Source organism: Nocardia alba NBRC 108234 (assembly GCF_001612665.1).
Lineage (GTDB): Bacteria > Actinomycetota > Actinomycetes > Mycobacteriales > Mycobacteriaceae > Nocardia > Nocardia alba.
The window spans coordinates 68,021-93,592 of the sequence record NZ_BDAX01000021.1 but is presented as its reverse complement, the minus strand read 5'-3'; the positions used below and the strand labels follow the sequence as shown (position 1 = coordinate 93,592).

25 protein-coding genes and 1 pseudogene are annotated in these 25,572 nt (G+C 68.0%); 13 read left to right on the top strand and 13 right to left on the bottom strand.

Going from position 1 to position 25,572, the window contains the following annotated elements:
* The first annotated feature begins 20 nt into the window (after positions 1–20).
* Entirely contained in the window at positions 21–530 is a 510-nt protein-coding gene (locus tag NA12_RS22975) for a sigma-70 family RNA polymerase sigma factor (RefSeq protein ID WP_067455024.1), read from the top strand.
* On the top strand, positions 527–1,225 hold the full coding sequence (locus tag NA12_RS22970; RefSeq protein ID WP_067455022.1) for a zf-HC2 domain-containing protein: 699 nt from the start codon (positions 527–529) through the stop codon (positions 1,223–1,225). The genes NA12_RS22975 and NA12_RS22970 overlap by 4 nt, the downstream gene beginning before the upstream one ends.
* Before the next feature lie 50 nt (positions 1,226–1,275).
* Here NA12_RS22970 and NA12_RS22965 read toward each other — a convergent pair whose 3' ends face one another.
* The 3 genes and pseudogenes from NA12_RS22965 to NA12_RS22955 all read right to left on the bottom strand — a co-directional run bounded on the left by NA12_RS22965 (position 1,276) and on the right by NA12_RS22955 (position 3,729).
* Positions 1,276–2,058 carry an ABC transporter permease gene (locus NA12_RS22965; RefSeq protein WP_067455019.1) on the bottom strand — a complete coding sequence of 261 codons (783 nt, stop codon included), beginning with the start codon at positions 2,056–2,058 and terminating at the stop codon, positions 1,276–1,278.
* 104 nt (positions 2,059–2,162) lie between these two features.
* Positions 2,163–3,089: pseudogene (locus tag NA12_RS22960) on the bottom strand (ATP-binding cassette domain-containing protein); the annotation flags it as partial.
* Positions 3,090–3,201: 112 nt separating this feature from the next.
* Positions 3,202–3,729, bottom strand: coding sequence for an EXLDI protein (locus NA12_RS22955; protein ID WP_067455016.1), 528 nt, complete (start codon positions 3,727–3,729; stop codon positions 3,202–3,204).
* Positions 3,730–3,869: 140 nt separating this feature from the next.
* Between NA12_RS22955 and NA12_RS22950 the strand changes: the two genes are divergently transcribed.
* Genes NA12_RS22950 through NA12_RS22935 form a run of 4 tightly spaced genes read left to right on the top strand, consistent with a single transcriptional unit; the run spans position 3,870 to position 8,297 of the window.
* Positions 3,870–5,603, top strand: coding sequence for a thiamine pyrophosphate-binding protein (locus NA12_RS22950; RefSeq protein WP_067455013.1), 1,734 nt, complete (start codon positions 3,870–3,872; stop codon positions 5,601–5,603).
* On the top strand, positions 5,600–6,256 hold the full coding sequence (locus NA12_RS22945) for a DUF8713 domain-containing protein (RefSeq protein ID WP_067455010.1): 657 nt from the start codon (positions 5,600–5,602) through the stop codon (positions 6,254–6,256). Before NA12_RS22950 ends, NA12_RS22945 begins: the two co-directional genes overlap by 4 nt.
* A 2-nt stretch (positions 6,257–6,258) precedes the next feature.
* Entirely contained in the window at positions 6,259–7,272 is a 1,014-nt protein-coding gene (locus NA12_RS22940) for a 3-oxoacyl-ACP synthase III family protein (protein ID WP_067455007.1), read from the top strand.
* A gap of 8 nt (positions 7,273–7,280) precedes the next feature.
* A complete protein-coding gene (locus NA12_RS22935; RefSeq protein WP_371856017.1) occupies positions 7,281–8,297 on the top strand; it encodes a pyridoxal phosphate-dependent aminotransferase in 1,017 nt (338 codons plus the stop codon).
* 89 nt (positions 8,298–8,386) lie between these two features.
* On the opposite strand, the gene NA12_RS22930 is transcribed toward NA12_RS22935, so the two are convergent.
* The gene (locus NA12_RS22930) at positions 8,387–8,689 is read right to left on the bottom strand and encodes a hypothetical protein (protein ID WP_067455001.1); all 303 of its coding nucleotides are present in this window, start codon (positions 8,687–8,689) and stop codon (positions 8,387–8,389) included.
* Positions 8,690–8,708: 19 nt separating this feature from the next.
* Between NA12_RS22930 and NA12_RS33775 the strand changes: the two genes are divergently transcribed.
* Positions 8,709–9,029, top strand: coding sequence for a hypothetical protein (locus tag NA12_RS33775; RefSeq protein ID WP_067454998.1), 321 nt, complete (start codon positions 8,709–8,711; stop codon positions 9,027–9,029).
* A 203-nt stretch (positions 9,030–9,232) separates the two neighbouring features.
* Here the strand turns inward: NA12_RS33775 and NA12_RS34430 are convergent, their stop codons facing one another.
* The gene (locus NA12_RS34430) at positions 9,233–9,520 is read right to left on the bottom strand and encodes a hypothetical protein (protein ID WP_218017146.1); all 288 of its coding nucleotides are present in this window, start codon (positions 9,518–9,520) and stop codon (positions 9,233–9,235) included.
* Positions 9,521–9,584: 64 nt separating this feature from the next.
* Positions 9,585–9,992 (bottom strand): SdpI family protein, encoded by a 408-nt coding sequence (locus tag NA12_RS22915; RefSeq protein WP_067454995.1) that lies wholly within the window; start codon positions 9,990–9,992, stop codon positions 9,585–9,587.
* Positions 9,993–10,194: 202 nt separating this feature from the next.
* Between NA12_RS22915 and leuS the strand changes: the two genes are divergently transcribed.
* Positions 10,195–13,035 (top strand): leucine--tRNA ligase, encoded by a 2,841-nt coding sequence (gene leuS / locus NA12_RS22910; RefSeq protein ID WP_067454992.1) that lies wholly within the window; start codon positions 10,195–10,197, stop codon positions 13,033–13,035.
* An 89-nt stretch (positions 13,036–13,124) separates the two neighbouring features.
* Here leuS and NA12_RS22905 read toward each other — a convergent pair whose 3' ends face one another.
* From NA12_RS22905 to NA12_RS22895, 3 genes are all read right to left on the bottom strand, one after another.
* A complete protein-coding gene (locus tag NA12_RS22905) occupies positions 13,125–13,940 on the bottom strand; it encodes a class I SAM-dependent methyltransferase (RefSeq protein ID WP_067454990.1) in 816 nt (271 codons plus the stop codon).
* An 89-nt stretch (positions 13,941–14,029) separates the two neighbouring features.
* Positions 14,030–14,821, bottom strand: coding sequence for a polysaccharide deacetylase family protein (locus tag NA12_RS22900; RefSeq protein WP_067454987.1), 792 nt, complete (start codon positions 14,819–14,821; stop codon positions 14,030–14,032).
* Between the two features lie 253 nt (positions 14,822–15,074).
* Entirely contained in the window at positions 15,075–15,764 is a 690-nt protein-coding gene (locus NA12_RS22895) for an SDR family oxidoreductase (protein ID WP_067454984.1), read from the bottom strand.
* An 85-nt stretch (positions 15,765–15,849) separates the two neighbouring features.
* Here NA12_RS22895 and NA12_RS22890 point away from each other — a divergent pair, with 85 nt between their 5' ends.
* Complete coding sequence (locus tag NA12_RS22890; protein WP_084473018.1) at positions 15,850–16,392, top strand: DUF6069 family protein; 543 nt, start codon at positions 15,850–15,852, stop codon at positions 16,390–16,392.
* 54 nt (positions 16,393–16,446) lie between these two features.
* Positions 16,447–17,787: a glucosylglycerate hydrolase gene (gene ggh, locus NA12_RS22885; RefSeq protein WP_067454981.1), complete on the top strand. Its 1,341-nt coding sequence runs from the start codon at positions 16,447–16,449 to the stop codon at positions 17,785–17,787.
* On the opposite strand, the gene NA12_RS22880 is transcribed toward ggh, so the two are convergent.
* A complete protein-coding gene (locus NA12_RS22880) occupies positions 17,784–18,470 on the bottom strand; it encodes a pentapeptide repeat-containing protein (RefSeq protein ID WP_067454978.1) in 687 nt (228 codons plus the stop codon). The genes ggh and NA12_RS22880 overlap by 4 nt on opposite strands.
* Positions 18,471–18,601: 131 nt before the next feature.
* Between NA12_RS22880 and NA12_RS22875 the strand changes: the two genes are divergently transcribed.
* The gene (locus NA12_RS22875) at positions 18,602–19,336 is read left to right on the top strand and encodes a glycoside hydrolase family 25 protein (protein WP_067454975.1); all 735 of its coding nucleotides are present in this window, start codon (positions 18,602–18,604) and stop codon (positions 19,334–19,336) included.
* A 67-nt stretch (positions 19,337–19,403) separates the two neighbouring features.
* On the opposite strand, the gene NA12_RS22870 is transcribed toward NA12_RS22875, so the two are convergent.
* The 3 genes from NA12_RS22870 to NA12_RS22860 form a co-directional block, all read right to left on the bottom strand.
* Positions 19,404–21,467, bottom strand: a complete 2,064-nt coding sequence (locus tag NA12_RS22870; RefSeq protein WP_067454972.1) for a PhoX family protein — start codon at positions 21,465–21,467, stop codon at positions 19,404–19,406.
* Between the two features lie 156 nt (positions 21,468–21,623).
* The gene (locus NA12_RS22865; RefSeq protein ID WP_067454969.1) at positions 21,624–22,424 is read right to left on the bottom strand and encodes a hypothetical protein; all 801 of its coding nucleotides are present in this window, start codon (positions 22,422–22,424) and stop codon (positions 21,624–21,626) included.
* A gap of 39 nt (positions 22,425–22,463) precedes the next feature.
* On the bottom strand, positions 22,464–22,979 hold the full coding sequence (locus tag NA12_RS22860) for a lipoprotein LpqH (protein WP_067454965.1): 516 nt from the start codon (positions 22,977–22,979) through the stop codon (positions 22,464–22,466).
* A 161-nt stretch (positions 22,980–23,140) separates the two neighbouring features.
* Here NA12_RS22860 and NA12_RS22855 point away from each other — a divergent pair, with 161 nt between their 5' ends.
* Together NA12_RS22855 and NA12_RS22850 are read left to right on the top strand one after the other, a co-directional pair.
* Positions 23,141–24,454, top strand: a complete 1,314-nt coding sequence (locus NA12_RS22855; RefSeq protein ID WP_067454962.1) for a hypothetical protein — start codon at positions 23,141–23,143, stop codon at positions 24,452–24,454.
* Positions 24,454–25,533 (top strand): hypothetical protein, encoded by a 1,080-nt coding sequence (locus NA12_RS22850; protein ID WP_067454959.1) that lies wholly within the window; start codon positions 24,454–24,456, stop codon positions 25,531–25,533. Before NA12_RS22855 ends, NA12_RS22850 begins: the two co-directional genes overlap by 1 nt.
* Positions 25,534–25,572: the final 39 nt, after the last annotated feature.

Here is a 25,572-nt window from a genome sequence, read left to right as displayed (position 1 = left end):
AGCAGTGACCAGGGCCGCCGATGAACGATGGTCGCGACGAACTGATGCGCGCGCTCTACGCCGAGCACGCACCCGCGCTGTGGCGTTTCACCCTCGGTTTGGTGCGCGATCCCGGCCGGGCCGAGGACATCGTGCAGGAGACGCTGCTGCGCGCCTGGCAGCGCCCGGCCGTGCTGGAGCAGACCGAAACCTCGCCACGCGCATGGTTGTTCACCGTGGCCCGTAATCTCGCGGTAGACGAGCATCGCAGTGCCAGACACCGGCGCGAGTTCGGCACCGACAACCCGCCGGAGCAGGTGAGCCCCGACCAATCCGATCGCGCGCTCGACGGCTGGCTGGTCGCCGACGCGCTCAGTACGTTGAGCCCGGATCATCGCGAGGTGATCGTGCGGGCCTACTATCGCGGCCTCGGTATGGCTCAGATCGCCGACGAACTGGGTATCCCGCCGGGGACGGTGAAATCGCGCTTGCACTACGGCATGCGCGCCATGCGTCTGGCGTTACAGGAGATGGGGGTGACGAACCGATGACCGACCTCGCCGACGAGTACAGCACCTGGGACGCGGCCTATGTCCTCGGTTCGCTCGGCGCCACCGAGCGGCGGGCCTACGAGGCGCACCTGCTCGACTGCGGACACTGCACACAGGCTGTCGCCGAGCTGTCCGGGATGCCGGGCATGCTCGCCCTGGTCGACCGCGATACCGCGCTGTCGATGATCGCCTCGCCCGAGCCGGCCGCGCCGCAGGTCCCCGATCTGCTCCCGACGCTGGCGGCGGCGGCCGAGCGGCGCAGACGCCGGGGTCGCTGGCTCGGCATCGGCAGCGCGGTGGCGGCGGCCGCCGCGGCGGTGGCGATCGCGATTCCGGTGACTGTCACCGTGGCGCGATCGGAGTCGGCGACCGAGCAGATCGTCGCGGAGCAGCAGATGCAGGCGGTGGAGCAGACGCCGGTGAGCGCGCAGGTGAAGCTGGTCCGCGACGGCGAGCGCACCCGCCTGGTGATGACCTGCCGCTACGCGCCGAGCTCCTACGGCTCCGGCTACACCCGCACCTACGGGCTGGTAGTGACCGCGGGTGAGCAGCGGTTCGAACTGAATCAGTGGCCCGCGGGCCCCGGTACCGAGCTGACCGTGGATCGCACCATCGACGCCCCAGCGGACTCGATCAGCAAGGTGGAGATCACCTCCATCGATTCCGGCCGGACCGTCCTGGTGGCCCAGGTCTGAACGCGGAACGGTCCGGTCTCCGCGGAGACCGGACCGTTCGTGTGCCACCGCTATTTCGCTTGCTTGCGGAAGATCGACTTCGACCACAGGAAGCCGCCACCGGCGATGATCGCGCACCAGACCAGCGAGACCCAGCCGTTGGCGCCGATCTCGGTACCCATCAGCAGACCGCGCAGCGTCTCGGTGATCGGGGTGAAGGGCTGGTATTCGGCGAACTGGCGCATGCCCACCGGCATCGTGTCGGTGGCCACCAGACCACTGCCGAGGAAGGGCAGCAGCACGATGGGAAACGGTGCGTTGCTGGCACTTTCGGGGGTCGGCGAGAGCAGGCCGAGCGCGATGGCGAGCCAGGTGAAGGCGAAGGTCACCAGGGCCAGCAGCCCGAACGCGCCGACCCATTCCACGACGTTCGCGTTCGGCCGAAAGCCCACCAGCATCGCGACGGCGGTCATCGCGACCACGCCCGCCATCGCCTGGATGAGCGCGCCGAGGACATGCCCGGTGAGCACCGACGACTGCGAGATCGCCATCACCCGAAAGCGATTCACGATGCCCTTGCTCGCGTCGGTGGCGATCGAGACCGCCACCGACACCGTGAGGTAGGCAGGCAACAGCAGCATCATGCCGGGCGCCAGATAGTCGATGTAGTTGCCGCCGGAGGATTTCTCCAGCGCCCCGCCGAACACGTACTTGAACACCAGCATCAGCACGATCGGCATGATGATGATGCTGAACGTCATGCTGGGGTAGCGCTTGACGTGAATCATGTTGCGCCGCAGCATCGTCATCGTGTCGGCGAGGGCGTAGGACTTGGACTTGGTCAGAGTGGTCATCGCAGTGACTCCTGTTCGATGGTGGCGCGGCTGTTGGCATCGGGCATGCTCGGGCGGCCTACGTGGTCACGCTCCGCTTCCGCCTCCGGCCGCTGACCGCTCATGCCGGTGAGGGTGAGGAATACGTCGTCGAGGTTCGGGGTATGGACGGAAATGCCGCCCGCTTCGATGTTCTCGGCATCGAGCAGGTCGAGCACGGCACGCAGCGAACGCACGCCGCCGTCGCTCGGCACGGCGAGGGTCAGCCCGTCGGTGCCCTCGACCACCTTCGCCGTCGGTCCGAACGCGCGCTGGGCGGCGTCCACGTCGGGCTGATCGGTGAAGTCGATCCGGATATGGCCGCCGGGGATCAGCCGCTTCAGTTCCGCCGCGGTGCCTTCGGCGACGATTCGGCCGTTGTCGAGTACCGCGATGCGATCGGCCAGGTGGTCGGCCTCCTCGAGGTACTGCGTGGTGAGGAAGACGGTCACGCCGAGATCGTCGACCAGGCCGCGGATGATCTCCCAGATGGAACGACGGCTGCGCGGATCGAGGCCGGTGGTCGGTTCGTCGAGGAAGATCACCCGCGGATCGCCGACCAGCGTCATCGCCAGATCGAGCCTGCGGGTCATGCCGCCGGAGTAGGTGCTCGCGGGCTTGTCGGCCGCCTCGACCAGGTCGAAGCGCTCCAGCAATTCAGCTGCCAGAGTGCGGGTTTCGCGGCGCGGCAGATGGTTGAGGTCGCCCATCATGTGCAGGTTCTCTCGACCGGTCAGCAGCTCGTCGACCGCGGCGAACTGTCCGGTGACGCCGATCAGCTCGCGGACCCCGTCTCGGTCGGTCGCCACATCATGGCCGCCCACGGCGCACTCGCCGCCGTCGGCGGCGATCAGCGTGGTGAGGATCTGCACGGTGGTGGTCTTGCCCGCCCCGTTGGGGCCGAGCAGCGAGAAGACGGTGCCCTCGGCGACGGTGATGTCGATGCCGTCGAGAACTGTCTTGTCGCCATAGGCCTTGCGCAGGCCGCGTGCGGTGATGGCCGAGTTGACCATGGTTGTCCCTTTCCACAGGATTACATTAATTGGTGCGAATAAATGCATGAGTAATCCACACAGCCCCCAGGGGCTGCGGTTCGAGTGTCGGATGTGGAGTTGTCGCGGCAGGCTAGATGTCGAGTTCCTCGATCTGCGGATGCGCGGTGACGTCTTCGACCTTGCGGTAGAGCTTGTCGGGCACGCGATCCCTCAGGTCTTTCAGATCATCGAAGATCTCGTACACGTAGTCACCCCAGTCCCACGCCTTGTCGCCGATGCCGAACATGCGACGCCAGTATTTCCAGTCCTTCATGTCGCCGGCGGCCTCCCCGATCGGGTAGTCCGCCCACAGCGCCGTGTGCGTGTAGAGCACGAACTTGCCCTTGCGACTGCGGTAGACCTGCTGATGCAGCGCCTTCTTGTCGTCGACGTCGCGCCATTCGCCCAGCAGTACGCCCTGGAAGCGCACCTGCCGCGCGCCGTCGCGACCCACCTGCAAGACGACCTCGTCGAACCCGGCCGCACGGCCTTCCTCCAGCTCGATGAGCCGGCGCAGCGCGCTGATCACGGTGCTGGAGAGGTTTCCGCCGACGAGCTCCTGAGCTCGCTGGAACACGGGGAGATCGTCGTCGGCCACGTAGATCGTCTTGTTGGGCATGAACTCACTATACGTATATGTGTACGTACACACAAGGGGTGGTTTTCACCCACCCTCTGAACTCACCCTCGGCGCGCCTCGTAACCCCAACAGACGTGGTGCACATCGGCGTCATATTTCGACGCGGAGAAGGAGGGCCGATGCCGGACAGAGTGGTCGACTACCTGGTACGAACGGTAGCCGACCGGGGAATCACCCAGATCTTCGGCGTCGACGGCGCCAATATCGAGGACCTGTACGACGCGATCTTCGACGCGGGCGATTCGCCGGCGGGCATCGTCGCCAAGCACGAGTTCTCCGCGGCGACGATGGCCGACGGGTACGCGCGCAGCACCGGCGGCATGGGGGTCGTCGCCGCTACCTCCGGCGGTGGCGCGATGAACCTCGTCGCCGGACTGGCCGAGTCGTACACCTCCCGCGTACCGGTGCTGGCCTTGATCGGGCAGCCACCGACGGCGTTGGAAGGGCATGGCGCATTTCAAGATTCGAGCGGACTGGCCGAATCCATCGACGCTACTGCCCTGTTCGCGACGGTGAGCCGGTACTGCGCACGGGTCACCGATCCGGCTGAGCTGCCCGCACAGCTGGCGGCGGCCCTCACCGCGGCCGAAAGCGGCGGGCCCGCGGTGCTGCTGATACCCAAAGATGTTCAGCAGCAGGCGATGCCGGATCGCCTCGGCGTTCCAGCGCCGATCGGGGCCGGTAGCGGCGAGAACAGCACTCCCGCGCCCGAGCGGCAGTCGACCCGGCGACCCGGCGCGGGTCCACCCATCGACCCGCACACCATCGCCGCCGAACTCACCGATGCCCGCCGGACCGGCAAAGTCGTGATCATCGCCGGTGATCAGATCGCGCGCGACAACGCTCGCGGTGAACTCGCCGCATTGGTCGCCGCGCTCGACGCCGCCATCGGCCTCGCGCCCGACGCCAAGGACGTGTACTCCAACACCGGCCCCGGCTACTGCGGGGTCGCGGGCAGCATGGGTCACGCCGAGCTGGCCGACGCCCTGTCGGCGGCCGGCGCCTGCCTGCTCGTCGGCACCCGCCTCCCGGTCACCGCCCGCGCCGGGCTCGACGCCGCCCTCGCTGTCCTGCCGGTACTCAGCATCGGCGCATGCGCGCCCTACCTCGCGGCCACCCACGCCACCAGCACGGACCTCGCGGAAACCATCGCCACGCTGCTGGCCGACCTCGGGGTGGGGTCGACAACGAGCCCGCGCCGCGCGGAGGTCACGCCCATGGCCGTCCCCGAAGCGTCGGGCCCCGGGTTGCGCTACCGCGCCGTCGTCGAGGCGATCGCGGGCGCGCTGCCCGAGGCCGCCGATGTCTTCGCCGATGCGGGTAACACCGGCGCCTCGGTGGTGCATTACCTACGGGTGCCCGAGCGCGGACGTTTCACGGTCGCGCTCGGGATGGGCGGAATGGGATACGCGTTCGGCGCGGGTATCGGATCCGCGTTCGCCCGCCGCGGGGCGTCCGACGGCCCGCACCGCACCGTCGTCATCGCCGGCGACGGCTCGTTCTTCATGCACGGCATGGAGATACACACCGCGATCGAGCACGACCTGCCCATCACCTTCGTGGTGTTCAACAACAACGCCCACGCCATGTGCGTCACCCGGGAACAGCTCTACTACCGGAATCGCTACAGCTTCAACCGTTTTCAACCGTCACATCTGGGAGCGGGCATCGCCGCCATGTTCCCCGGGCTGCCGGCCCGCACCGTCTCCGATGCCACGCGGCTGTCCGACGCACTCGACCACAGCTTCGCCGCCACCGGCCCGTCGTTCCTCGAAATCCTCTGCGACCCCGACGAAGTCCCGCCGTTTCTGCCCTTCCTGTCCGCCCTCGAATCATCCAGGAGCACCCCGTGACCCTCAGCGCTCTGCCTGCCCTGTCCGACATCACCGAAGTGGTGCCCGGCGTCATCCGCATCGAGAACTCCGACCGGGAGACCACCACGCCGATCATCATGGACATGCTGCGGTCGGTGTATCCGCACGACCAGATCTTCGGCGACTACTGCCCCGTGCAGACCTACATCGCGGCCCCGCCGCGCGAGGTCTACGAATACCTCGCCGACACCCGCTCGCTCGAGGAATGGACCTACAGCCTGCGCGGCTTCACCGAGACCGAGGAGCCCGGCCTGTGGCTGGCCTACGACCGGCTCGGTGACGCGACCAAGTGTTTCACCCGCACCGTCAGCCATTCCGACGCGATGACCGTCGACTATCACTGCGCGTGGGATCAGTCCGAGCACCTCTGGATGATCTATCTGATGCGGGTGGTCGACGCGCAGGTGGTGTTCAACAAGCCCGGCTCGGTGGTGACGTGGGTCAACTGCAAGCACCCCTTCTACGACGAGAACGGCTATCCCGAGACAGCGCCGCCGAAGCGCCCCGTCTGGGTCGGCGACTTCTGGGAGATGTTCTCCGCCGGACACCAGCTCGAGCTGGACAACCTCAAAGCCATTTGTGAATACCGCGCGGCCAACGGGCTGCCCATCAAGCCGGAGTGGATGCAGTGAACATGCCGCAGGTGAGTCTGGTCGACGTCGCGAGCTATCTGCCCGGCGACCCCGTCCCGACCGACTACTTCACCCAGTTCTCCCGTTCGGAGCGGATGGCGAAGAACGTGATGTTCCGTTCGCCGACCGGCCGTCACCACATCGGGCGCGACGAAACCGCCGTAGACATGGCCGAACAGGCCTTCGCCGCCCTGCGCGAACGCCACGGCGCCGATCTCGCGTCCGAGATCGACATCATCATCACCCACACCCAGCTGCCCGATAACCCGGTGCTCGGCGCGGGCCCCGAACTGGCTCGCCGGCTGGGCGCTCGTCCGTCGCAGGTGCTCGATGTGCACAACAGCGGCTGCGCGGCGTTCGTGCAGATGATGGCGATGGCCCGGATGATGATGGCCACCAGCGAGGCGAAGACCGCGCTGATCGTCGCCGCGCAGAATTGCGCGGGCCCGGTGTTCACCCAGCCCGATATCCGGAAATTGGCGCAGGCGCCGGTGCCCGGCGACGGTTGCGGAATCGGTCTGCTGCGCAAGGACGATTCGGGCCCGATCCTCGACATCGAAACCCGCACCTATCCCGAATTCGCCGGTGACATGGACTTCTCCACGAATGGTCCGCGCAAGTACTGGGAACCGGGCGAGGGTCAGGGCTGCGTGAGCTTCTCCGAATCCAAGATCACCAAGGTGTTCGCGCGGGGCAATCGCCTGGTACCCGAGGTGGCGCTCGAGGTGTGCAAGCGGATCGGGGTGAAGAGCAGCGATATCGACACCTTCGTCACCAATCAGCCGAACCGGCTGTTCCTGCGCAACTGGCACGACGCGCTGGAGCTGCCCGCGCAACGTCACCCCGACACGTTCGACCAGTGCGGAAACTTGTTCGCAGCGGGGATTCCCGTGACGCTCGACGCGGAGAACCGGGCGGGCCGATTGCGCAACGGGTCGGTGGTGTTGCTGTCGGCGTTCGCGCACGCGGGTGACTTCGCCGGCGCGGCGGCGATTCGCTGGGGCGCCGCGCGATGACTGTGCGGTTGGTGGAACCGACGCGGCCCTCCCGTCGGTTCCACGCCACGGCGACACCCATGGTGTTCGACCTCGGCCTCAGCGAGAACCCTTTCCCACCATTGCCTTCCGTGATGTCGGCGGTGACTTCCGCACTCGCGCAGGCCAATCGGTATCCGGAGTTCCTGCCGGAGGAGCTGCCCCGCGTCATCGCCGATCACCTCGGTGTCTCGCCCGATGACGTGGTGGTCGGCGCGGGGGCCACCGGCGTCGCGATGCAGGTGATGCGGGCGCTCGGCGACGGTGAACTGCTCACCAGCACGCCGACTTTCGACGGCTACCCGATCATGGCCGAGATGGCCGGGATGCCCCTGGTCCCGGTCCCCCTCGATTCCGGCGGCGATCAGGACCTGACGGCGATGCGTCGCGCGGTGAACCGGCGCACCGGTCTGGTCGTGCTGTGCCGCCCGCACAACCCCACCGGCACCGTCCTGGACGCGGCGGCTGTTCGCTCCTTCCTCGCCGCGATCCCCCACCGCGTTCCGGTGCTTCTCGATGAGGCCTACGTCGAATTCCTGGATCCGGCGGACCGCCTCGATATCCGCGCTCTCCTGCACCGACACCCGAACCTGCTGATCCTGCGCACCTTCTCCAAGGCCTACGGGCTGGCCGGGCTGCGGATCGGCTACTGCGTCGGCCGCGGAAAGCTGATCGAACGAATCCGCAACCAGCAGTTGCCTTTCGGCACGCCCACCGCGTCCATCGCCGCGGTGCGCGCAGCCTACGCGGCGGGCGCCGAACTGCGCGACCGCGTCGACAGCATCAACCGCGAACGAATTCGGCTACGAACTTCGTTGCGTGCCTGTGGAATAGAGGTCCCGGACAGCCACGCGAACTTCCTCTATCTACCCGGCCCCGGCGTGGCCACCGCCCTGCGCCGCGCCGGTATCAAAGCGAAGGCCTACCCGGACGGAAGCGCGCGCATCACGGTCGGTGACCCCGCCGCTGGGCACGCCGTCCACGCCGCCCTCGTCGGTCTGCGGTAACCCGTCGACCTCGGAACCCGACCCGGTCATCGGCCGGGTCATCACGACCGGGACCCGGCCCCCTCCGCCGGGTCCCGGTCATCCGTGGCTCAGGACCCGCCACCGCAGCTGCCGCTGTCACCTGTCCCGGCGAACCCGGTACCGGAACTACCGGCGGCAGTCCAGCCCGCTCGGCGCCGATTCCGCGCCCGCCGCGCCTGTCCCGACGGCGCACGCCGACGCGCCCGGCGAACCGCGGCCGCGGCCCGTTCGTCTCGGGCTTCCGGTGTGGCGCCGAGACCGACGAGCCCGAACAGCACCAACACGATCGTGATCGCCAGTAGCACTGCCCCCGTTCCTCCGCCGAGCAACAACCCGACCACTGCGACGATGAACGCCACGACAAAGACCATGATTCCTCCCCCGAGACAAGTGTCGCCGCAGACCGGCGACACCGATTTTCCTTACCTATCCGTCGGACAACTTCCAGCTCAGCAGCTGCTGCCGCCGCCACAACCGCTGCTGCTACCGCCGCCACAGCTACTGCTCGACCCCGAGTCGCAACTGCCCGACCAGCCACCGTCGCTGCTGCTCGCGCCGCTGGACCAGCTGGTACTCGCCGAACTCCAACTGCTCGAGCGCGAGCCGGTTCCCCGTCGCCGATTCCGAGCCCGCGCCAGCTCCCGCGCCCGCCTGTTCGCGGCGATCCGCGCGCGCCTTTCCGGCCGTCCCGCTGGATCCGAGACCTGCTGAACAATCGCCACGACGACCATCACCGGCACCGTCACGATTCCCACCACGCCGACCACTCCGACAAAGAGCGCGAGCACAGTGGCGGCTACCTCGCTGATACTCATGGACCTCTCCTACCTGCACCGGTATGTCGAGGCCGACCGTAATCACACGTTCTTGCAATCCCCTTGTGGTTCAACCACTACCGAGGCCGCGACCAGCGATCAATCGCCGCCGCCACCCCCACAGCCGCCGCCCCCACCGCAGCCGTGCGAATGCCCGCCACCATCGCCGCCGCCGTCACCGAACCAGCTGACCCCGGCCGCGGACGAACCCGAAGCCCACCGCCGCTTCGACTTCCGCGACCCGCCGGGGTCACGAGAGAGCAGAAAACACCCGACCACCACGGCGATCACCCCGATGACAACCAGAACGATCCCCGCGGTCGTCGAATACCCGGTAGTGATAGCCCCGATCAACGCGAGAATGAGCCCAGCCCCGACAACCTTCATGATTCCCCCCGCTCGAGATCCTGTTCCCGTTGTACCGGAACGCGGGACCCCGCCGCTAGCGAAATCAGTTCGCGGGGGCGCAGGTGTCGCGGATGGAGCAGCCGCCACAGGAGGAGCCGCAGCCGCCCACGGGGGCGGGCGGGAGGAGCGGTTCCACTGCTCCAGCGGCGGCGTTGGCGCCCGCGCCGAGGGTGAAGACCGCGATGACCGCGACGAGTGCGGCCACGCCGACGCTCGCGAGCCCACCGGCTACCAGCACCACCAGCCCACCGGCGAACAGCAACGCTCCGGCCCCGACCGAGGTGGGGGCGGCGATGCGGTTGGCGATGCGGAAATTGTCGTCACTGTGCAGCGCGGCCTCGGTGGTAACGCCGAGGAAGCGGTTGCGGGGCAGTTTGCCGAACAGTCCGAGCACACCGGTCACGATGGCGACCGCGGCCAGCGCGAACAGCAGGAGAGCGACGACGACCATTCATGCAGGCTAGCGCACCCGCGCCGACCCGAAACCAGGACTCCCCGCCCAGGGTGACCGGCCACACACCGCCGGTGCGCGCCGACGAGGCCGCGCGAGACCGGGCGCCACGTTCTCGGCCCTTGGGAAATCGGCTCGCGGCCACGTTCTACGCTGTTAGACGATGTTTACCGGGGATCGGCGAGAACAAGAAGGCAGGACCGTGCAGGACACTCGTGCAACCGAGACTGACGTACCTCAGCACCGGTACAACGCCGAGCTGGCTGGGCGGATCGAACGCCGCTGGCAGCGGAACTGGACCGAGCGCGCCACCTTCCACGCGCCCAACCCGGTCGGGCCGCTCGCCGGTGAGACACCGCCCGACAAGCTGTTCATCCAGGACATGTTCCCGTTCCCCTCCGGCGCCGGCCTGCACGTCGGCCACCCGCTCGGCTATATCGCCACCGATGTGTTCGGCCGCTACCACCGCATGCGTGGCCGCAACGTGCTGCACGCGCTCGGCTACGACGCCTTCGGCCTGCCCGCCGAGCAGTACGCCGTGCAGACGGGCGCGCACCCTCGGGTGACCACCGAGGCCAACATCGCGACCATGCAGCGTCAGCTGGACCGGCTCGGCCTCGGCCACGACCCCCGGCGTTCGTTCGCCACCACCGACCCGGAGTACTACCGGTGGACGCAGTGGATCTTCCTGCGCATCTACAACGCCTGGTACGACCAGGAAGCCGGTCGGGCCCGGCCGATCGCGGAACTGGAAGAGCAATTCGCCGCCGGTGCGCGTCCGGTGCCCGACGGCGACTGGAACTCCTTGTCGGCCGCCGAGCGCGGCGCGCTGATCGACTCCTATCGTCTGGTGTACCAGTCGGATTCGATCGTCAACTGGTGCCCAGGGCTGGGCACGGTGCTGTCGAACGAGGAGGTCACCACCGACGGGCGAAGCGAGCGCGGGAACTTCCCCGTGTTCCGTAAGCGCATGTGGCAGTGGATGATGCGCATCACCTCCTACTCCGATCGTCTGGTCGACGACCTCGACACCCTCGACTGGCCCGACAACGTGAAGTCCATGCAGCGCAACTGGATCGGGCGTTCGCGCGGCGCCCAGGTGCGGTTCGACGCGGCGGGCGAGACCATCGAGGTGTTCACCACCCGGCCCGACACCCTGTTCGGCGCGACGTATGTCGTGCTCTCGCCCGAGCACGAACTGGTCGACCGGCTCACCACCGCCGCGTGGCCCGAGGGCACGGACGCGCGCTGGACCAACGACAGCGCCGCCCCTACCGAAGCCGTTGCCGCGTACCGCAAGTCGATCGCGGCGAAGTCGGATCTGGAACGTCAGGAGAACAAGGAGAAGACCGGCGTCTTCCTCGGCTCCTACGCCACCAACCCGGCCGACGGCGCGCAGGTGCCGATCTTCATCGCCGACTACGTGCTGAGCGGCTACGGCACCGGCGCCATCATGGCGGTACCCGGCCACGACAGCCGCGACTGGGATTTCGCGACCGCGCTGAACCTGCCGATCATCGAGGTGATCGACGGCGGCAACGTCGCCGAAGCGGTCCACGCCGGCGAGGGCAAACTGGTGAACTCCGGTTTCCTGAACGGACTCTCGGTCGACGAGGCCAAGGCGACCATGATCGGCCACCTCGAGGCCGAGGGGCACGGCACCGGCACCGTCCAGTACAAGCTGCGCGACTGGCTGTTCGCGCGGCAGCGGTACTGGGGCGAGCCGTTCCCGATCGTCTACGACGCCGACGGCGTGGCCCACGCACTGCCGGAATCCATGCTGCCCGTGCGGCTTCCGGAGATGGAGGACTTCGCGCCGGTCACCTTCGACGCCGACGACGCCGACTCCGAGCCGTCCCCGCCGCTGGCCAAGGCCACCGACTGGGTGAACGTCGAACTGGACCTGGGCGACGGCCCCAAGCAGTACCGTCGCGACACCAACGTGATGCCCAACTGGGCCGGATCATCGTGGTACCAGCTGCGTTACGCCGACCCGACCAATGCCGAGACGTTCTGCGCCGAGGAGAACGAGAAGTACTGGCTCGGCCCGCGCACGGCCGAGCACGGCCCGAACGACCCCGGCGGTGTCGACCTGTACGTCGGCGGCGTGGAGCACGCGGTGCTGCACCTGCTGTACGCGCGGTTCTGGCAGAAAGTGCTCTTCGACCTGGGCGATGTGTCGGGCAGCGAGCCCTACCGCCGCCTGTACAACCAGGGCTACGTCCAGGGTTACGCCTACACCGATGAGCGTGGCGCGTACGTGCCCGCCGCCGAGGTCGTCGAGCGGGACGCGAAGTTCTTCTGGACCGGCGCCGACGGCGTCGAGATCGAGGTGTCCCAGGAGTACGGCAAGATCGGCAAGTCGCTGAAGAACGCCATCTCGCCGGACGAGATGTGCGACCTCTACGGTGCCGACACCTTCCGCTTCTACGAGATGTCGATGGGTCCGCTGGACACCTCGCGCCCGTGGGCGACCAAGGACGTCGTCGGCGCGCACCGCTTCCTGCAGCGCGTCTGGCGCCTGGTGGTCGACGAGGAGACCGGCACGGTGAAGGCCACCGAGGCCGCGCCGTCGGAGGAGACGCTGCGCCTGGTGCACCGCACCATCGCCGGCGTCGACGAGGACCTGGCAGCGCTGCGCGACAACACCGCGGGCGCCAAGCTGATCGAGCTCACCAATCACCTGACCAAGAACTACGCCACCGGCGCCCCCCGCGCCGCCGTGGAACCCCTGGTACTGATGCTCGCCCCGCTGGCTCCCCACATCGCCGAGGAACTCTGGGAACGCCTGGGCCACACCACATCCCTGGCCCACGGCCCCTTCCCCGCCGCCGACCCCGCGCTACTGGTGGCGGACTCGGTGGAATACCCGATCCAGGTGAAGGGCAAGGTGCGCAGCCGAATTCAGGTCCCCGCCGACTCCGACGCGGCCACCATCGAGGCCGCGGCCCTGGCCGACGACAAGGTCGTCGCGCTGCTCCAGGGCGCGGCGCCGCGCAAGGTGATCGTGGTTCCCGGCAAGATGGTCAATATCGTGCCGTGAGGTGCCTCGCCGGCCGTCGCCGGATTCTTCCTGACGATGATGCCCCTCGCGCGAGGGGCATCATCCAGGTCGGGTGAAGCCGCCGGTGCCTACTTGATGCCGAGCAACTCGCCGTGCACGAGAGTCAGATACCCGTCGGGATTATCGGCCCACTGCAGCCAGGCCGTGGAAATCTCCGCCAGCTCGTCGGATTCGGCGAGTCCGGCGGTGACCAGTTGCTCGGCGATCGAGGAGTGCGTGATGCGCTCGGCCCACATCGATCCCCACCATCGTCGCTGTTCGTCATCGGCGAAACACCATGTGCTCGAGTCGATGACGTGATGATCGAACCCGACACGGTTGGCCCAGGCGAGAAGTCTGCGCCCCGCGTCGGGTTCGCCGCCGTTGGCGCGGGCGATCTGGCGGTACAGCCGCAACCACTTGTCCAGCGGCGACGACTCCGGGTACCAGCTGAACGCACCGTAGTCGCTTTCCCTGACCGCCACCACGCCACCCGGCTTACAGACCCGCTTCATCTCCGTGAGCGCGCGCACGGGGTCGCTCACGTGCTGCAGCACCTGATGGGCATGAACCACGTCGAAGAAATTGTCCTCGAACGGAAGCACGAGAGCATCGGCCACCGCGAACTCGATATTCTCGCAACCGCGCGTCGCGGCCTCGGCGCGCGCAGAGGCGATCACCTCCGGCGACGAGTCGACAGCGGTGAGCTTGCCCGGCGCGATGAGGTCCGCGAGATCGGCGCTGATCGTGCCCGCCCCGCAACCGACATCGAGCAGCGTCGAACCGGCGCGCAGGTGCTCGATGAGGTAGGCGGCCGAGTTCTCCGCGGTCCGCCAGCGCTGGGTTCGCAGAACCGAACCATGAAAACCGTGCGTGTAGGTCGGTGTTCGATTCTGATCAGGCACGCTGAGAACACTATCGTTCGCCCGGCATCACACACGAATGCCCTTACGGTCGAAGCCAACGCCCGGAACCCCGTCGAACCGTGTTCGTCTCAGGCTTGCACCTGCAGAACGTCATTGAGCGTCACCAGCGACAGGTTGCGTGCCCTGATGATGTCGACCAGTTGGCCGTAGCAGTGGGTGACCGGGGGGAAGTTGGCGTGGCCGATGATGATCGACTGGGCCGCGAAGTACTTGTCGGCGCACTCGAGCAGGTATTCCTCGGTGATCAGGCCCGAGTCGGACAGCGAGCCGTACCACATGGTGGGGACGGTGTAGCCGAGATCGGCGGCCACCTTGTCGACGGCGGCGTTGTGATATCCGAACGGCGGGCGGTAGAACGGGGTGCCGTCGACGCCGAAGTTGTTGCGCAGGAACGTTTTCGTGCGTCCGAGCTGGTCGGCTACCTCGGTGGAGCTGATCTTGGTGAGGGCGGCGTGGTCCCAGGTGTGGTTGCCGAGCTGGATCTGGCCGGAATCAACCAGCGGGCGCAGCTCGTTGCGGTGGATCGTCCAGGACTCGTAGTAGCCGGTGACGAAGAAGGTGAAGCGCGCGCCGGTGTCCTTCGCCCATTTCACATACGCGCCGACCACTTCCGGGCTGACGCCGTCGTCGACCGTCAGGGCCATGGTGAGCCCCTGGCCGGGCAACGCGGTGATGGGCTTCGGGGGGATGATCGACTTCGGGCCGCCCGGCGGGGGCGGGAGCAGGGGCTGGACGGGGGTCGGCGCGGGCAGCCGCGGTGTGGGGATCTCACCGGCGGAACCGGCCTCGACGGTCTCACCCTCAGCGGTCGCGCAGCCGGTCAGCGCCACGGCGGTACCCGCGGCCAACAGCGCCAGCATTCGACGTCTATCCACTTCCGAACCCCTACTCGAAATCATTGCGGCCGGCGCCGCGGTTCTCGGCGCTGAACTCCACCTCTTCCCTCCCTACGGGCACTCCTTCGTCGCACCCTTCGGTCAGTCCATCGGCGGAGGCGCGCCGAGAACCAGCGGGACTGTACCCACCGAATTCATCGAACGTCTGAACCGACGGAGACCGTTATGCGAATTCCGGGCCCCTGGAAGCGGTATCGGCGACCTTACCGAATCGCGGTCAGCGGGGCCGCAGCACGATCTCGGTGGGATGCGCGTCACGCGGGGTGTCGACAGCGGTTCGCACGGCCCCGGCCACCGTTTCGGCGGACAGGAACTCCGACGGCTGGTACTCACGCCCCTCGGCGGCGACGATCGCGCGCTGCATATCGGTGTCGATGCGACCGGGGAACAGCGAGGTCACCCGCAGCGACGGCTCCTCCTGACGCAGCGCGTCGGCCAGGGCGCGCAGCCCGAACTTGCTCGCCGCGTAGGAACCCCAGCCGGGATGCGCACGCAATCCCGCACCCGAATTGATCAGCACCACATGCCCGTTCGCGGCGCGCAGCGCGGGCAACAACACCCTCGTCAGCTCGGCGACCGCGATCAGGTTCACCTCGAGGGTTTCGCGCCACTGCTCGACCGACGACTCGGCGACCGTCCCGAGGTCCGCGATTCCCGCGTTGTGCACCAGCACATCGAGCCGGGTTATCCGTTCGGCGGCCGCGGCCACCGCGGGATAGTCGGTGAGCGCGACCGGCCAGCCCGTCGCCGCCGGCAGCTCGGTGAGAATCGGCTTCAGCGCGTCGGCGGATCTGGCGCCGAGCAGCAGGTCGTGGGTGGGCGCGAGCTCGCGGGCGATCGCGGCGCCGAGTCCACGGCTCGCGCCGGTGATGAGTGCGGTCGGGGCGGGAGTACTGGTCACCGTCATACCTGCCACGCTAGCGGGCACGCGGATCTCGACGCCGTGACCGTTTCCCCCAGCGGATGGCCGCACCGGCTAGTACCGTCGGACTATGACCGATCCCCGGTACAACTACGGACCAGCGGACCCGCAGTACCCCCAGCACCAGGGCCAGCCCCAGTACGGCCAGGGCCAGCCCCCGTATCCACAGGGCGAACCGGAGCCCAAGGTCAATGTGGGCAAGCTGTGGGCAGGCGGCATCGGCACGGCCGTCGTGGCCGCGTTGCTGGTGGTGGTCGCGATCATGCTGATCCGCGGTGTGCTCGGCATCGCGATCCTCGCGCCCGAAGGCGCGGGCGCGTACGGCAGCGTCTCCACCACCTCCTACGCCATCGCCGCCGCGGGCGCCGCGCTGCTGGCCACGGCCCTGCTGATGGTGTTGTTGCTCGCCATGCCGAGCCCGCTCACGTTCTTCACCTGGATCTGTCTGCTCCTCACCGCCGTGGCGGTGATTCTGCCGTTCACCCTGGCCGCCGATCTGGATGCCAAGATCGCGACCGCGGCGATCAACCTGGTGGTGGGGCTGTGCATCACCACCATGCTCAGCTCGGTCGGATCGGCCGCCCAGAACACGCCGCGTCAAGCCGGGTACTGATCGTCACAGCGCTGTCGGGATGCCATCGGGCCTGCTCCACCGCAGAATAGATAGATGACCGACCCAGGTTTCACCTCGACGCAGCTCGCGGCCCGCGCCGCCTACCTCCTGCGGGGCAACGACCTGGGCACGATGACCAGCGCCGCGCCCCGCCTCTATCCCCATATGTGGAGCTGGGACGCGGCGTTCGTCGCGGTGGGGCTGGCGCCGTTGAGCGTGGAGCGGGCCGTGGTCGAGCTCGACACGCTGCTGTCGGCGCAGTGGAAGAACGGGATGATCCCGCACATCGTGTTCGCCAACGGTGTGGACGGGTATTTTCCCGGGCCCGCGCGGTGGGAATGTCGCAAGCTGGCGAGCAATGCCCCCGATGGCCCCGATACCTCCGGCATCACCCAGCCGCCGGTGCACGCCATCGCCGTGCAGCGCATCCTGGACCATTCCCGCAGGCACGGCCGCTCCACCCGCGCGGTCGCCGAGGAATTCCTGAACCGCCGCTGGCCGGATCTGGTGCGCTGGCACCGCTGGCTCGCGCACGCCCGCGACCCCAAGGAAACCGGGCGGATCACGCTGTATCACGGCTGGGAATCCGGGATGGACAATTCGCCGCGCTGGGACCGCGCCTACGCCAATGTTGTTCCGGGGATGGATCTTCCGCCGTATCGTCGCGCGGACACCTCGATCGTCTCCGACCCCACCCAGCGGCCGAGCGACCGTGAGTACGACCGCTATCTGTGGCTGGTCGAGCAGATGCGGCGCGCGAACTACGACGATTTCCAGCTCACCTCGGTGATGAGTTTCGCCGTGGAGGACGTGTTCGTCTCCGCGATCTTCGCGCTGGCCTGCGAGGTGCTCGCCGATATCGGCGAGGAGTACAAGCAACCACACGCCGACGTCCGCGAACTGCACGGCTGGGCCGAGCGCTTCCGCGCGGGCGTGGTCGCCACCGCCGACGAACGGACCGGCGCGGCAAAGGATTACGACGTTCGCCTGCAACGCTGGATCAGCACCGAGACCCTCGCCATGTTCGCCCCGCTGCTCTCGGGCGGCCTGTCGCGCCACGCCGAGCGCGCCCTGCTCAACACCTTCGAGGGCCCGCGCTTCTGCGGCCACCCCGATCTGCGCTACGCCCTGCCCCCCTCGACGTCCCCGGTCTCCAAGGACTTCCGTCCCCGCGAATATTGGCGTGGTCCTGTCTGGCCGGTCATGAGCTGGCTGTTCTCCTGGGCCTTCGCGCGCCGAGGCTGGGCGGAACGCTCCTACATGCTGCGCGCCGAAGGTCTGCGCCAGGCCAGCGACGGCAGCTTCGCCGAGTACTACGAGCCGTACACCGGTGCGCCGCTGGGCAGCATGCAGCAATCCTGGACCGCCGCTTCGGTTCTCGATTGGCTCGGCTAGTTCTCGTCGAGATCGGTATTCCATTCGACGACGATGCCGAGTTCACGCGCGAGCGTTGCCGCCAGCCCCTGCGGGTCGCCGCCGTTGATGGTGGCGCCGCGCAGCGCGGTGATGCCGTAGAGGCCGGTGAGGTCGCAGTCCTCGAAGCGCAGGTTCTGCTGGATGCGGGCGCCGGTGAAGCGGGCGCCGACGAGGTTGCAGCGTTCGAAGCGGACGTTGCGGAACTCGGTGCCCTGGAAGTCGGCTTGACGTAGGTCGCAGTCACGGAACACGACCGTGCGCATGCGGGTTTGCGCGAAGGACGACAGGTCGGCGCGCGTGGATTCGATCGCCACGTCGCGCAGCACGCCCGCGGTCCAGGACAGTCCGGTGAGACGACCGTTGTCGACGAGGCTCTCGATCATCGAGGAATCGTCGGCGGCGACATTGGCCAGATCGCAGACGCGCAGCGTGGATTCGGCGATGGTGCTGTGGCGCAGCGTGCTCGGAAACCGGACACTGTCGAACAGGCAGGCCTCGATGCTCACCCCGGAGACGTGGCGCTCGGCGAAATCCGTATCGCGATACTCGACGTCGGTCACGGATAGCTCGTCGATCGGGTCGTCGCCGGGCGAGACCGCGGGTCGCAGCGACCCCGGCTTCGCCACCGCCGGCTCGAACCGCGTCTCACGCTTGCGCGCCATGCCCACCACTTCCTGTCAGCCGATGTCGGGACCAAGATACGGGCACAGGCCGACAGGCTTTCGGTAACTATTCCCAGACACACACCAACACCGCTGGTCACGCCCGCGCCGAGTCACTACGGTCGACGCCCATGAACACCAAGCGCTGGAGTTCGACGGTTCGTGGTTGTATTGCGCTCATCGCCCTGGCCTGCGCGCTACCCGCTACCGCGCAGGCGGAGCCCACCGGGCCGGATGTGTCGTCCTGGCAGCATGTGGACGGCCGGATGATCGACTGGCACGCGGTGCGCGCGGCCGGGCACCAGTTCGCGATGGTGAAGGCCACCGAGGGGTTGAACTACATCAACCCGTTCTTCGTGCAGGACAGCGTTCTCATGCGCGTCGCCGGGGTGGCACGCGGCACCTACCATTTCGCCCGGCCCGAACTACCGCCGGAACCGCAGGCGGCGATGTACGCGGCGACGGTCCTCGGCCAGAACGGGCCCCTCGACCTGCCCCCGGTGCTCGACCTGGAAACCACGGGCGGCCTGCCCCCCGCCGCGCTCATCGACTGGACCCACCGCTACCTCGCCACGGTGCAGACCCTCACCGGCCGCACGCCCATCATCTACACCTACCCCCACTTCTGGCAGACCGCGATGGCCGATACCGACGCCTTCACCCGATACCCGCTCTGGATCGCCGACTACAGCGGCGGCGACCAGCCCGAGGTCCCCGGCAACTGGCCCGCCTGGACCTTCTGGCAGACCACCGACCGCGGCGCCGTCCCCGGCATCCACGGCGGCACCGACGTCAACATCTACAGCGGCGCGCAAGGCGACCTCGCCCGCTTCGCCAACATGTCGGGACTGTTCGGCAGCAGCTGAGGGCAGACATGACAAAACCGCCACTCGCCCAGCCGAGTAGCGGTTTCGTCAGCGGATCGGGGGTCGGCTAGACGCCGATTCGTCCGCCGTTCTTCTTCCAGACGACCGCCACGGCGGGACGCGGCTGGGAGGTGCCGCCGTCGGGCCAGTGGGACTGCGGGTTGTCCGGGGTGGCGTCATCGGCCTCGCCGGGGTGCTGGACCGAGACGATGACGTGGGATTCGGTGACGATCGGACCGCAGGTCTCGGCGCCCTTGGGCACGGTGAGGAACTGCTTGGTCTCACCGCGGTTGGGGCCGTCGAGGATCACCGAGAACAGGCCGTCGTTGGTCTTGAGGGCGTTGCCGTCGGTGGAGATCCACAGGTTGCCGTACGGATCGAAGGCCAGGTTGTCCGGGCAGGAGATCGGGCTCACCTTGGTCTTGTCGAAACCGGCGAAGTAGGTGTCGGCGGCGGCGGGGTCACCGCAGACCAGCAGCAGCGACCAGGTGAAGTCGGTGCCGGTGTGGTTGTCGGTGAGCTCGAGGACCTGACCGTTCTTGTTCAGCTTGCGCGGGTTGGCCTCGTCGACGCCCGCGACCTTCTCGTCCTTGGCGCGGTTGTCGTTGTTGGTGAGCGCCACGTAGACCTTGCCGGTGTACGGGTTGGCCTCGAAGTCCTCGGGACGGTCCATCTTGGTGGCGCCGACCTTGTCGGCGGCCAGCCGGGTGAACACCGCGACCTCGGCGGCGGACATGCCGTCGACCAGGGACTTACCCTTGCCGTCGGCGCCGGTCTCGAGCAGCGGAATCCACTGGCCCTTGCCGGTGAAGCCCTTGTCGGAGGGGACCGCGCCGCTGCCGTCGATCTTGTCCGGGTGGTCGCCGGTGAGCTTGGCGACGTAGAGGGTGCCCGCGTCGAGGATGGTCAGGTTGTGGCGCATCGCGGAGGCGCCGGTGCCGGACTGCATCTTGCGCGAGGAGATGAACTTGTACATGTAGTCGAACTTCTCGTCGTCGCCGGTGTAGGAGACGACGTCACCGGAATCGGTGACGTAGATCGTGGCGCCCTCGTGCTTGAGGCGACCCATCGCGGAGTGCTTGATCGGCGTAGCGGAGGCATCCCACGGGTTGACCTCGACGACGTAGCCGAAACGGTTGGCCTCGTTGGGTTCCTTGCTCAGATCGAAGCGCTTGTCGGTGCGCTCCCACTGGTTCGGGGTGCCGCCCTTGGCGAAGCCGTAGCGCTTCACCCGGCCCTGCGGATCGGAGGCCAGGTCACCGTTGGCGAAGTAGCCGTTGAAGTTCTCTTCACCGGAAAGCACTGTGCCCCAAGGAGTTACACCGCCCGCGCAGTTGGCGAAGGTGCCGAGCACCTTGGTGCCGGAAGCGTCGGCGCTGGTGACGGTGAACGCGCTGCCCGCGGCCGGACCGGTGAGCAGGAACTCGGTCTCGGCGGTGATGCGGCGGTTGTACTTGCCGAAGACGGGGGTGAGCTTGCCCGAGCCCGCTTCGCCCTTGACCTCGACCACGGCCATGCCGTGCGCGGCCTTGGTGATCGCGATCTGCTCATCGGTCGGCTTGGCCTTGTCGTAGCCGCGGAACATCATCGGGCCGGTGGTGTACTCGTGGTTGACCACCAGCAGGTAGCCGTTGGCCTGGCCCTCGATCGGGATCAGCGCGGCGAAGTCGTTGTTGTAGCCGAACTGCTTGGCCTGCGCGGCCGCGGTCTGCTTCTCGAAGTCGAACGCGGGGGCGTCGGCGAAGATCGGGTCACCCCAGCGGATAACGACCTGCTGGTCGTAGCCCTCCGGAATGGTCAGCGCGTCTTCCTTGTTCGGCGCCACAGCGGTGAAAGCCGTTCCGGTGCCGGGGGTTCCGGCCGGCGTCGGGGCGGGGGTCTTCGCGGCGTCGGAGTCGTCACCACAGGCGGCGAGCGCACTCGCGGCGCCGACAGCCAGCACCGCGGCCGCGCCGCCCTTGATCAGGCCACGGCGGTTGAGGCCGCTGACGATGTCACCGAAGTAGGCGCCCTCTGAGGTGTTCGGGGGCTCGTGGAAACAGGCGTTGCCGCACTTGTATTCACAGGTCAGGGCGGCGCGTGCCGACTGACCGTCGTGCTTGACGAACAGGGCGAGCGGTTTCGGACTCACGGTGACTCCTGAGTAGAACGGACTCCGGGCACCGTAAGCAGCGCAAGCGAGCCATCGGGAACGCGTAGATGAACGGTCGACCAAAACTCGGCGCGCGCCGTGGGCGATCCTTGATGGATCAGGCACAGCGCGCGCCGAGTGCGAGTGACGTTGTCATCAGGCGTTGACCGGAAGGGCGATCACCACCTCTTGCTCGTTGCCGGGCAGGTAGTGCACCTGCACGATTCGGCCGACCTGCACCTGTCCGACGGCGGTGGGCGGCAGGTACTTCTCGGCGCGGGTCTCGAACGTGGTGCCGTTCGGGCGGGTGACCACCAGACCGAGCGCGACCTCGGTGTAGCCGCCGCGGATGCGGCCGGGGACATCCAGGCTGCGAACCACCGCCTGGGCGGCGATGCCGCGATCGGCGATGTCGAGCTTGCCGCGCGTGGTGATGCCCTTGCGGATGAGGGATTCGTTCATGGCGCGCTGGGCGGCGCCGTTGTCGCCGGAGCGGTCGACCTCGACCTTGTCGGTGCGACCCGGCAGGTACCGGACCGGCAGGACCACGCCCGGCTGCAACAGGCCCAGTTCGGTGAGCGGAACGATCATCTTGGCGTGCGAGTCGAAGACCTTTCCGTCGGACCCCTCGACCCGGAAAGCGATCTTGATCTGTGGTTGGTCGTTCACCGAGACACCGGTCTGCCGGAACGAGGTGATGGTGCCGATACCGACCGCGGCGTCGCGGAACTCGCTGCTGTTGCGGCCGGTGAAGGCTTCGAGAATGCCGTCGCCGGTGAAGGCGAAGACGATCGGGACGATGGTGAGCGCGATGATCGGCAGGGCCATCTGGGGACCGACCCAGCCGAGCATCGCACCGGTGTATTCGTCGGGGGTGTAGGTGAGTCCGTAGTAGAGGTAGTAGCCGATGGCGAGGATTCCGAAGGCGACCGCGGCCGCACGCAGCTTGGATTTCATGATTTCTCCTTGGATGGATGTCGACCGGGTCGCGAAGGTTCAGGCGCCGACGATGGTGGAGCAGGCGAAGGTGATGTCGAACTTGGCCGTCGACGGGCCCGCCAGCGGGTTGGTCATGTCGGCGCTGACGCCCTCGCCGGTGATGCGGTAGGTATTGCCGTCCTTGACCAGGGTCGCGGAACCGCCGGGCTGGCCGTTGCCGTAGCCCACGGCGTAGGGCAGACCGTTGGCGCCGCCCTTGCTGCCGCCGATGGCGACCGCCTGGACTTTGTCGCCTTCGACCGTCGCGCCGACCGAGAGGCTGCCGTAGGTGGCGTTGGCCGTGTCGGTGAGCGCCAGCGCGAGGGTGCCACCCTGCTTGGAGCAGGTGGTGTCGAACTTCGCGGTGAATTCCTTCCCGTCGACCTTGGCGGCAGACTTGCCCGCGGCCGGGGCGGGGGCTGCCGACCCCGTGCTGCTCGGGGCGGCGGTGCCCGCGTCGTCGCTGCAACCGGTGACGAACAGCGCGGTGGCGGCGGCGGAAGCGGCGAGGGCGGCGATCAGCTTGGCGTTCATGGTGGTTTCCGTTTCTCTCTGTGGTGTGTTCGGGCTGGTAACCCGTTGAGAGAAAGGTAGAAAGCATTCCTCGCCTACCGATCCCAACTTTCGCGCTCGGCCACCACCGCACCGAGCGCCGAAAATACCTATAACCTGGTCGAATGCTGAGACCGCGCGCCATGGTGCTCGATGAGGTGTGGCGGGGTATCGACGGCGTCGACGCGTTGAGCGGGGCCGATGGCGGGCCGCTGCGGCGGACGGTGAAGCTGGTTCTCGATCCGCTGGTGCTGCGGCCGATGCAGCATCCCGGGCTGGCGTCGAGCATGCTCGACGAGGACGGGATCACGCTGCTCACAGCACTGCTGCACGCGCAGTCCGATGCGCTGGCGGCCTGTGCGGCGTGGTTCGTCGTGCTCAAGCAGGTGCGCCGACGCCTGCGGATCACCGAGGGCAACGCCCAGGATCTGTACTTCCAACGCTGTTTCGAACTGGCGACCGTCGCCGGTGCGCCCGACGGCGAGCGCGCGCACGCGAGGGCCGAGGCGATGCTGCGGGAGGTCCACGACAGCACCGGTGGGCGCACCACCGCCGCGCTGAAACGCCATGTGACCGAACCTCATCGCGCCGTTGAGCTGGCGGAACTGTTGAACCTCGCCTGGGCGCGCCGCCCACTCACCCGATACGGCGCGCGGGATCTGGCCGCCGAGCTGACCGAACTGCTCGAAGCCTGCACGCTCGCCCGCGCGGGCGATCCGGCCGACGCCGGACCGCTGTTCGACGACGTCGTCGACAGCGGCGCGGGCACCCGACGCGGAATCGCGCTGTGGCTGCCCCATCCCCACGCCGGGGCCGATGACCTGGGGCTCACCGTCGAATCCAGCCCACAATGCCCCGAACTCGGCGCGAGCGCGTCGACCGCTAGTCTCGGTCTGCCCTTCGACCGAACCGTGTACGAACGGGTCTTCACGGTGTTGCAGGGCAGTATCGATCGGGCCGATCTGCCCGAGATCGCGGAGCTGGTCACGCGGGAGATCTCGCGCAGTTGTTCGCCGTGGGGGCTGCTCGACGAATCGCTGCGGGTCGCCGCCGCAGCGGGTTCCGAACTGGCGCTGGGACTCTCACCGATCGGACCGCCGGTTGCCGGGCAGGGCCCCGCGCCCGCGTCGCGGGCGCACGAGGTGGTCAACGGTCGCTGGCGGCGGGAAGGGTATGTGTTGCAGGCGCGTCGGTACGCGGTGCACGTGGTCGACGGGCAGACCGGTCCGCTCGCGGCGGTGGCCGCCGAGCTGCGCGCGCCGTGGCGGCCGTATTCGCGCAGGTTGTGGGTGCGTTTGCACGGTCGGGATGTGCGCGAGATGCCGGTATTCGATCCGGGTGAGCTGTGGGATCTGCTCGACGGTGTCGCCCGGTCGGTGATGCTGGACCACCGCACCCGGGTCAAACAGGCGCTGACCGCTGACACGGTCGCCGATGTGGAAGCGAGGGCCAGCTGATGACTGTCGTCCACCTTCGCCGCGCGGAGCCTGGTCTGATCGTGATCGCTGCCGAGGGGGCGCCGCTGGTCACCGATGCCGCGCCGGGCCTGGATGTGCTGGTACTCGAAGTCGCCGGCGGCCATCTGACCTGGAGTCTGTTCGACAGCGAGGTCGTGCCCGCGGCGGTGCTCGATGATGTCGACGCGGCGCAGGATTGGGTGTGGGCGATATACGGCGAGGATGTCGCCTCGGCTGTCGCTGCCAACGAATCCCGCGCGCTGCGGGCCGCGCCCGCTCGGCCGGAACGGGTGACTGCCCTGCGGCGACTCGCTTACGCGCACTGGGCGAGTCGGTGGTGGCCCGCATCGACAGTCGACGGGATCGCGGCGCTGGATCCGAGGCTGTTGCACGAGGAGATCGAGAGTCTCACCGAGCAGTGCGAGATGATGCTGGACGGCGATCTCGACGAGCGATTCCCGGTGATCGAGGCCGACCAGAGCCGGGCCGACGCCGACACAGGCGGCGATTCCACACCGATCGATCCAGCGCGCCGTCGCGCGCAGGACTACGCGTTGGCGGCAGGCGGCGCGGACGCGGCCGACGGGCTGGTCCTCGCGCGCGGCAGTGGTGGATGGGACTGGCGGCGTTGTCCGCCCGGGATTCTCGACGCCGGCGCGAACGCGGTGTCGTGGCAGGTGACACGGGCGGCCGGGATATCGACGGTGCGGGTCAGCGTGGTCGCCGCTCCTGACTGTCGTGGCGTTGTCCCCGAGCATCTTCGGCCGCACGCGTGGGTGCGGCCGGTCGGCTCCCCCGCGCATCCGGGGCACCAGCCATCGCCCGATGCCGACGCGGAGTTCACGGCACTGCACTTGGGCGCGGACTCGTGGACGGGAACGGTACGAATCCCCGGACCGCCTGAAATGCCCACTGAAATAATCATTTTCGTTCCCGGCGTCGGCCCGACCGATCCGGCGGACGAGTCGGCGGTGCGCGATCGAATCCGCGAGTTCGCCCGTCTTCGCCTGGCCGAGCCCAACGGTGACCAGCGTCTGCGCGCCGAGGCGGCCGCGGCCGAAATGGATGAGGACTTCTGATGTGCCGGATCGAAACCCCTCCGCGGATCGTTCGGTGCA

What these genes read in the sequence shown, in the direction of transcription:
- NA12_RS22875 (WP_067454975.1), top strand. Translation starts at nt 18,602, where the DNA reads ATGAACACCAAGCGCTGGAGTTCGACGGTTCGTGGTTGTATTGCGCTC.
- NA12_RS22975 (WP_067455024.1), top strand. Translation starts at nt 21, where the DNA reads ATGAACGATGGTCGCGACGAACTGATGCGCGCGCTCTACGCCGAGCAC.
- NA12_RS22900 (WP_067454987.1), bottom strand. Translation starts at nt 14,821, where the DNA reads ATGCTGGCGCTGTTGGCCGCGGGTACCGCCGTGGCGCTGACCGGCTGC.
- NA12_RS22860 (WP_067454965.1), bottom strand. Translation starts at nt 22,979, where the DNA reads ATGAACGCCAAGCTGATCGCCGCCCTCGCCGCTTCCGCCGCCGCCACC.
- NA12_RS22890 (WP_084473018.1), top strand. Translation starts at nt 15,850, where the DNA reads ATGACCGATCCCCGGTACAACTACGGACCAGCGGACCCGCAGTACCCC.
- NA12_RS22880 (WP_067454978.1), bottom strand. Translation starts at nt 18,470, where the DNA reads ATGGCGCGCAAGCGTGAGACGCGGTTCGAGCCGGCGGTGGCGAAGCCG.
- NA12_RS22965 (WP_067455019.1), bottom strand. Translation starts at nt 2,058, where the DNA reads ATGACCACTCTGACCAAGTCCAAGTCCTACGCCCTCGCCGACACGATG.
- NA12_RS22930 (WP_067455001.1), bottom strand. Translation starts at nt 8,689, where the DNA reads ATGGTCTTTGTCGTGGCGTTCATCGTCGCAGTGGTCGGGTTGTTGCTC.
- NA12_RS22855 (WP_067454962.1), top strand. Translation starts at nt 23,141, where the DNA reads ATGGTGCTCGATGAGGTGTGGCGGGGTATCGACGGCGTCGACGCGTTG.
- NA12_RS22940 (WP_067455007.1), top strand. Translation starts at nt 6,259, where the DNA reads ATGCCGCAGGTGAGTCTGGTCGACGTCGCGAGCTATCTGCCCGGCGAC.
- NA12_RS22950 (WP_067455013.1), top strand. Translation starts at nt 3,870, where the DNA reads ATGCCGGACAGAGTGGTCGACTACCTGGTACGAACGGTAGCCGACCGG.
- NA12_RS22850 (WP_067454959.1), top strand. Translation starts at nt 24,454, where the DNA reads ATGACTGTCGTCCACCTTCGCCGCGCGGAGCCTGGTCTGATCGTGATC.
- NA12_RS22895 (WP_067454984.1), bottom strand. Translation starts at nt 15,764, where the DNA reads ATGACGGTGACCAGTACTCCCGCCCCGACCGCACTCATCACCGGCGCG.
- NA12_RS34430 (WP_218017146.1), bottom strand. Translation starts at nt 9,520, where the DNA reads ATGAAGGTTGTCGGGGCTGGGCTCATTCTCGCGTTGATCGGGGCTATC.
- NA12_RS22915 (WP_067454995.1), bottom strand. Translation starts at nt 9,992, where the DNA reads ATGGTCGTCGTCGCTCTCCTGCTGTTCGCGCTGGCCGCGGTCGCCATC.
- NA12_RS22865 (WP_067454969.1), bottom strand. Translation starts at nt 22,424, where the DNA reads ATGAAATCCAAGCTGCGTGCGGCCGCGGTCGCCTTCGGAATCCTCGCC.
- NA12_RS22955 (WP_067455016.1), bottom strand. Translation starts at nt 3,729, where the DNA reads ATGCCCAACAAGACGATCTACGTGGCCGACGACGATCTCCCCGTGTTC.
- ggh (WP_067454981.1), top strand. Translation starts at nt 16,447, where the DNA reads ATGACCGACCCAGGTTTCACCTCGACGCAGCTCGCGGCCCGCGCCGCC.
- NA12_RS22970 (WP_067455022.1), top strand. Translation starts at nt 527, where the DNA reads ATGACCGACCTCGCCGACGAGTACAGCACCTGGGACGCGGCCTATGTC.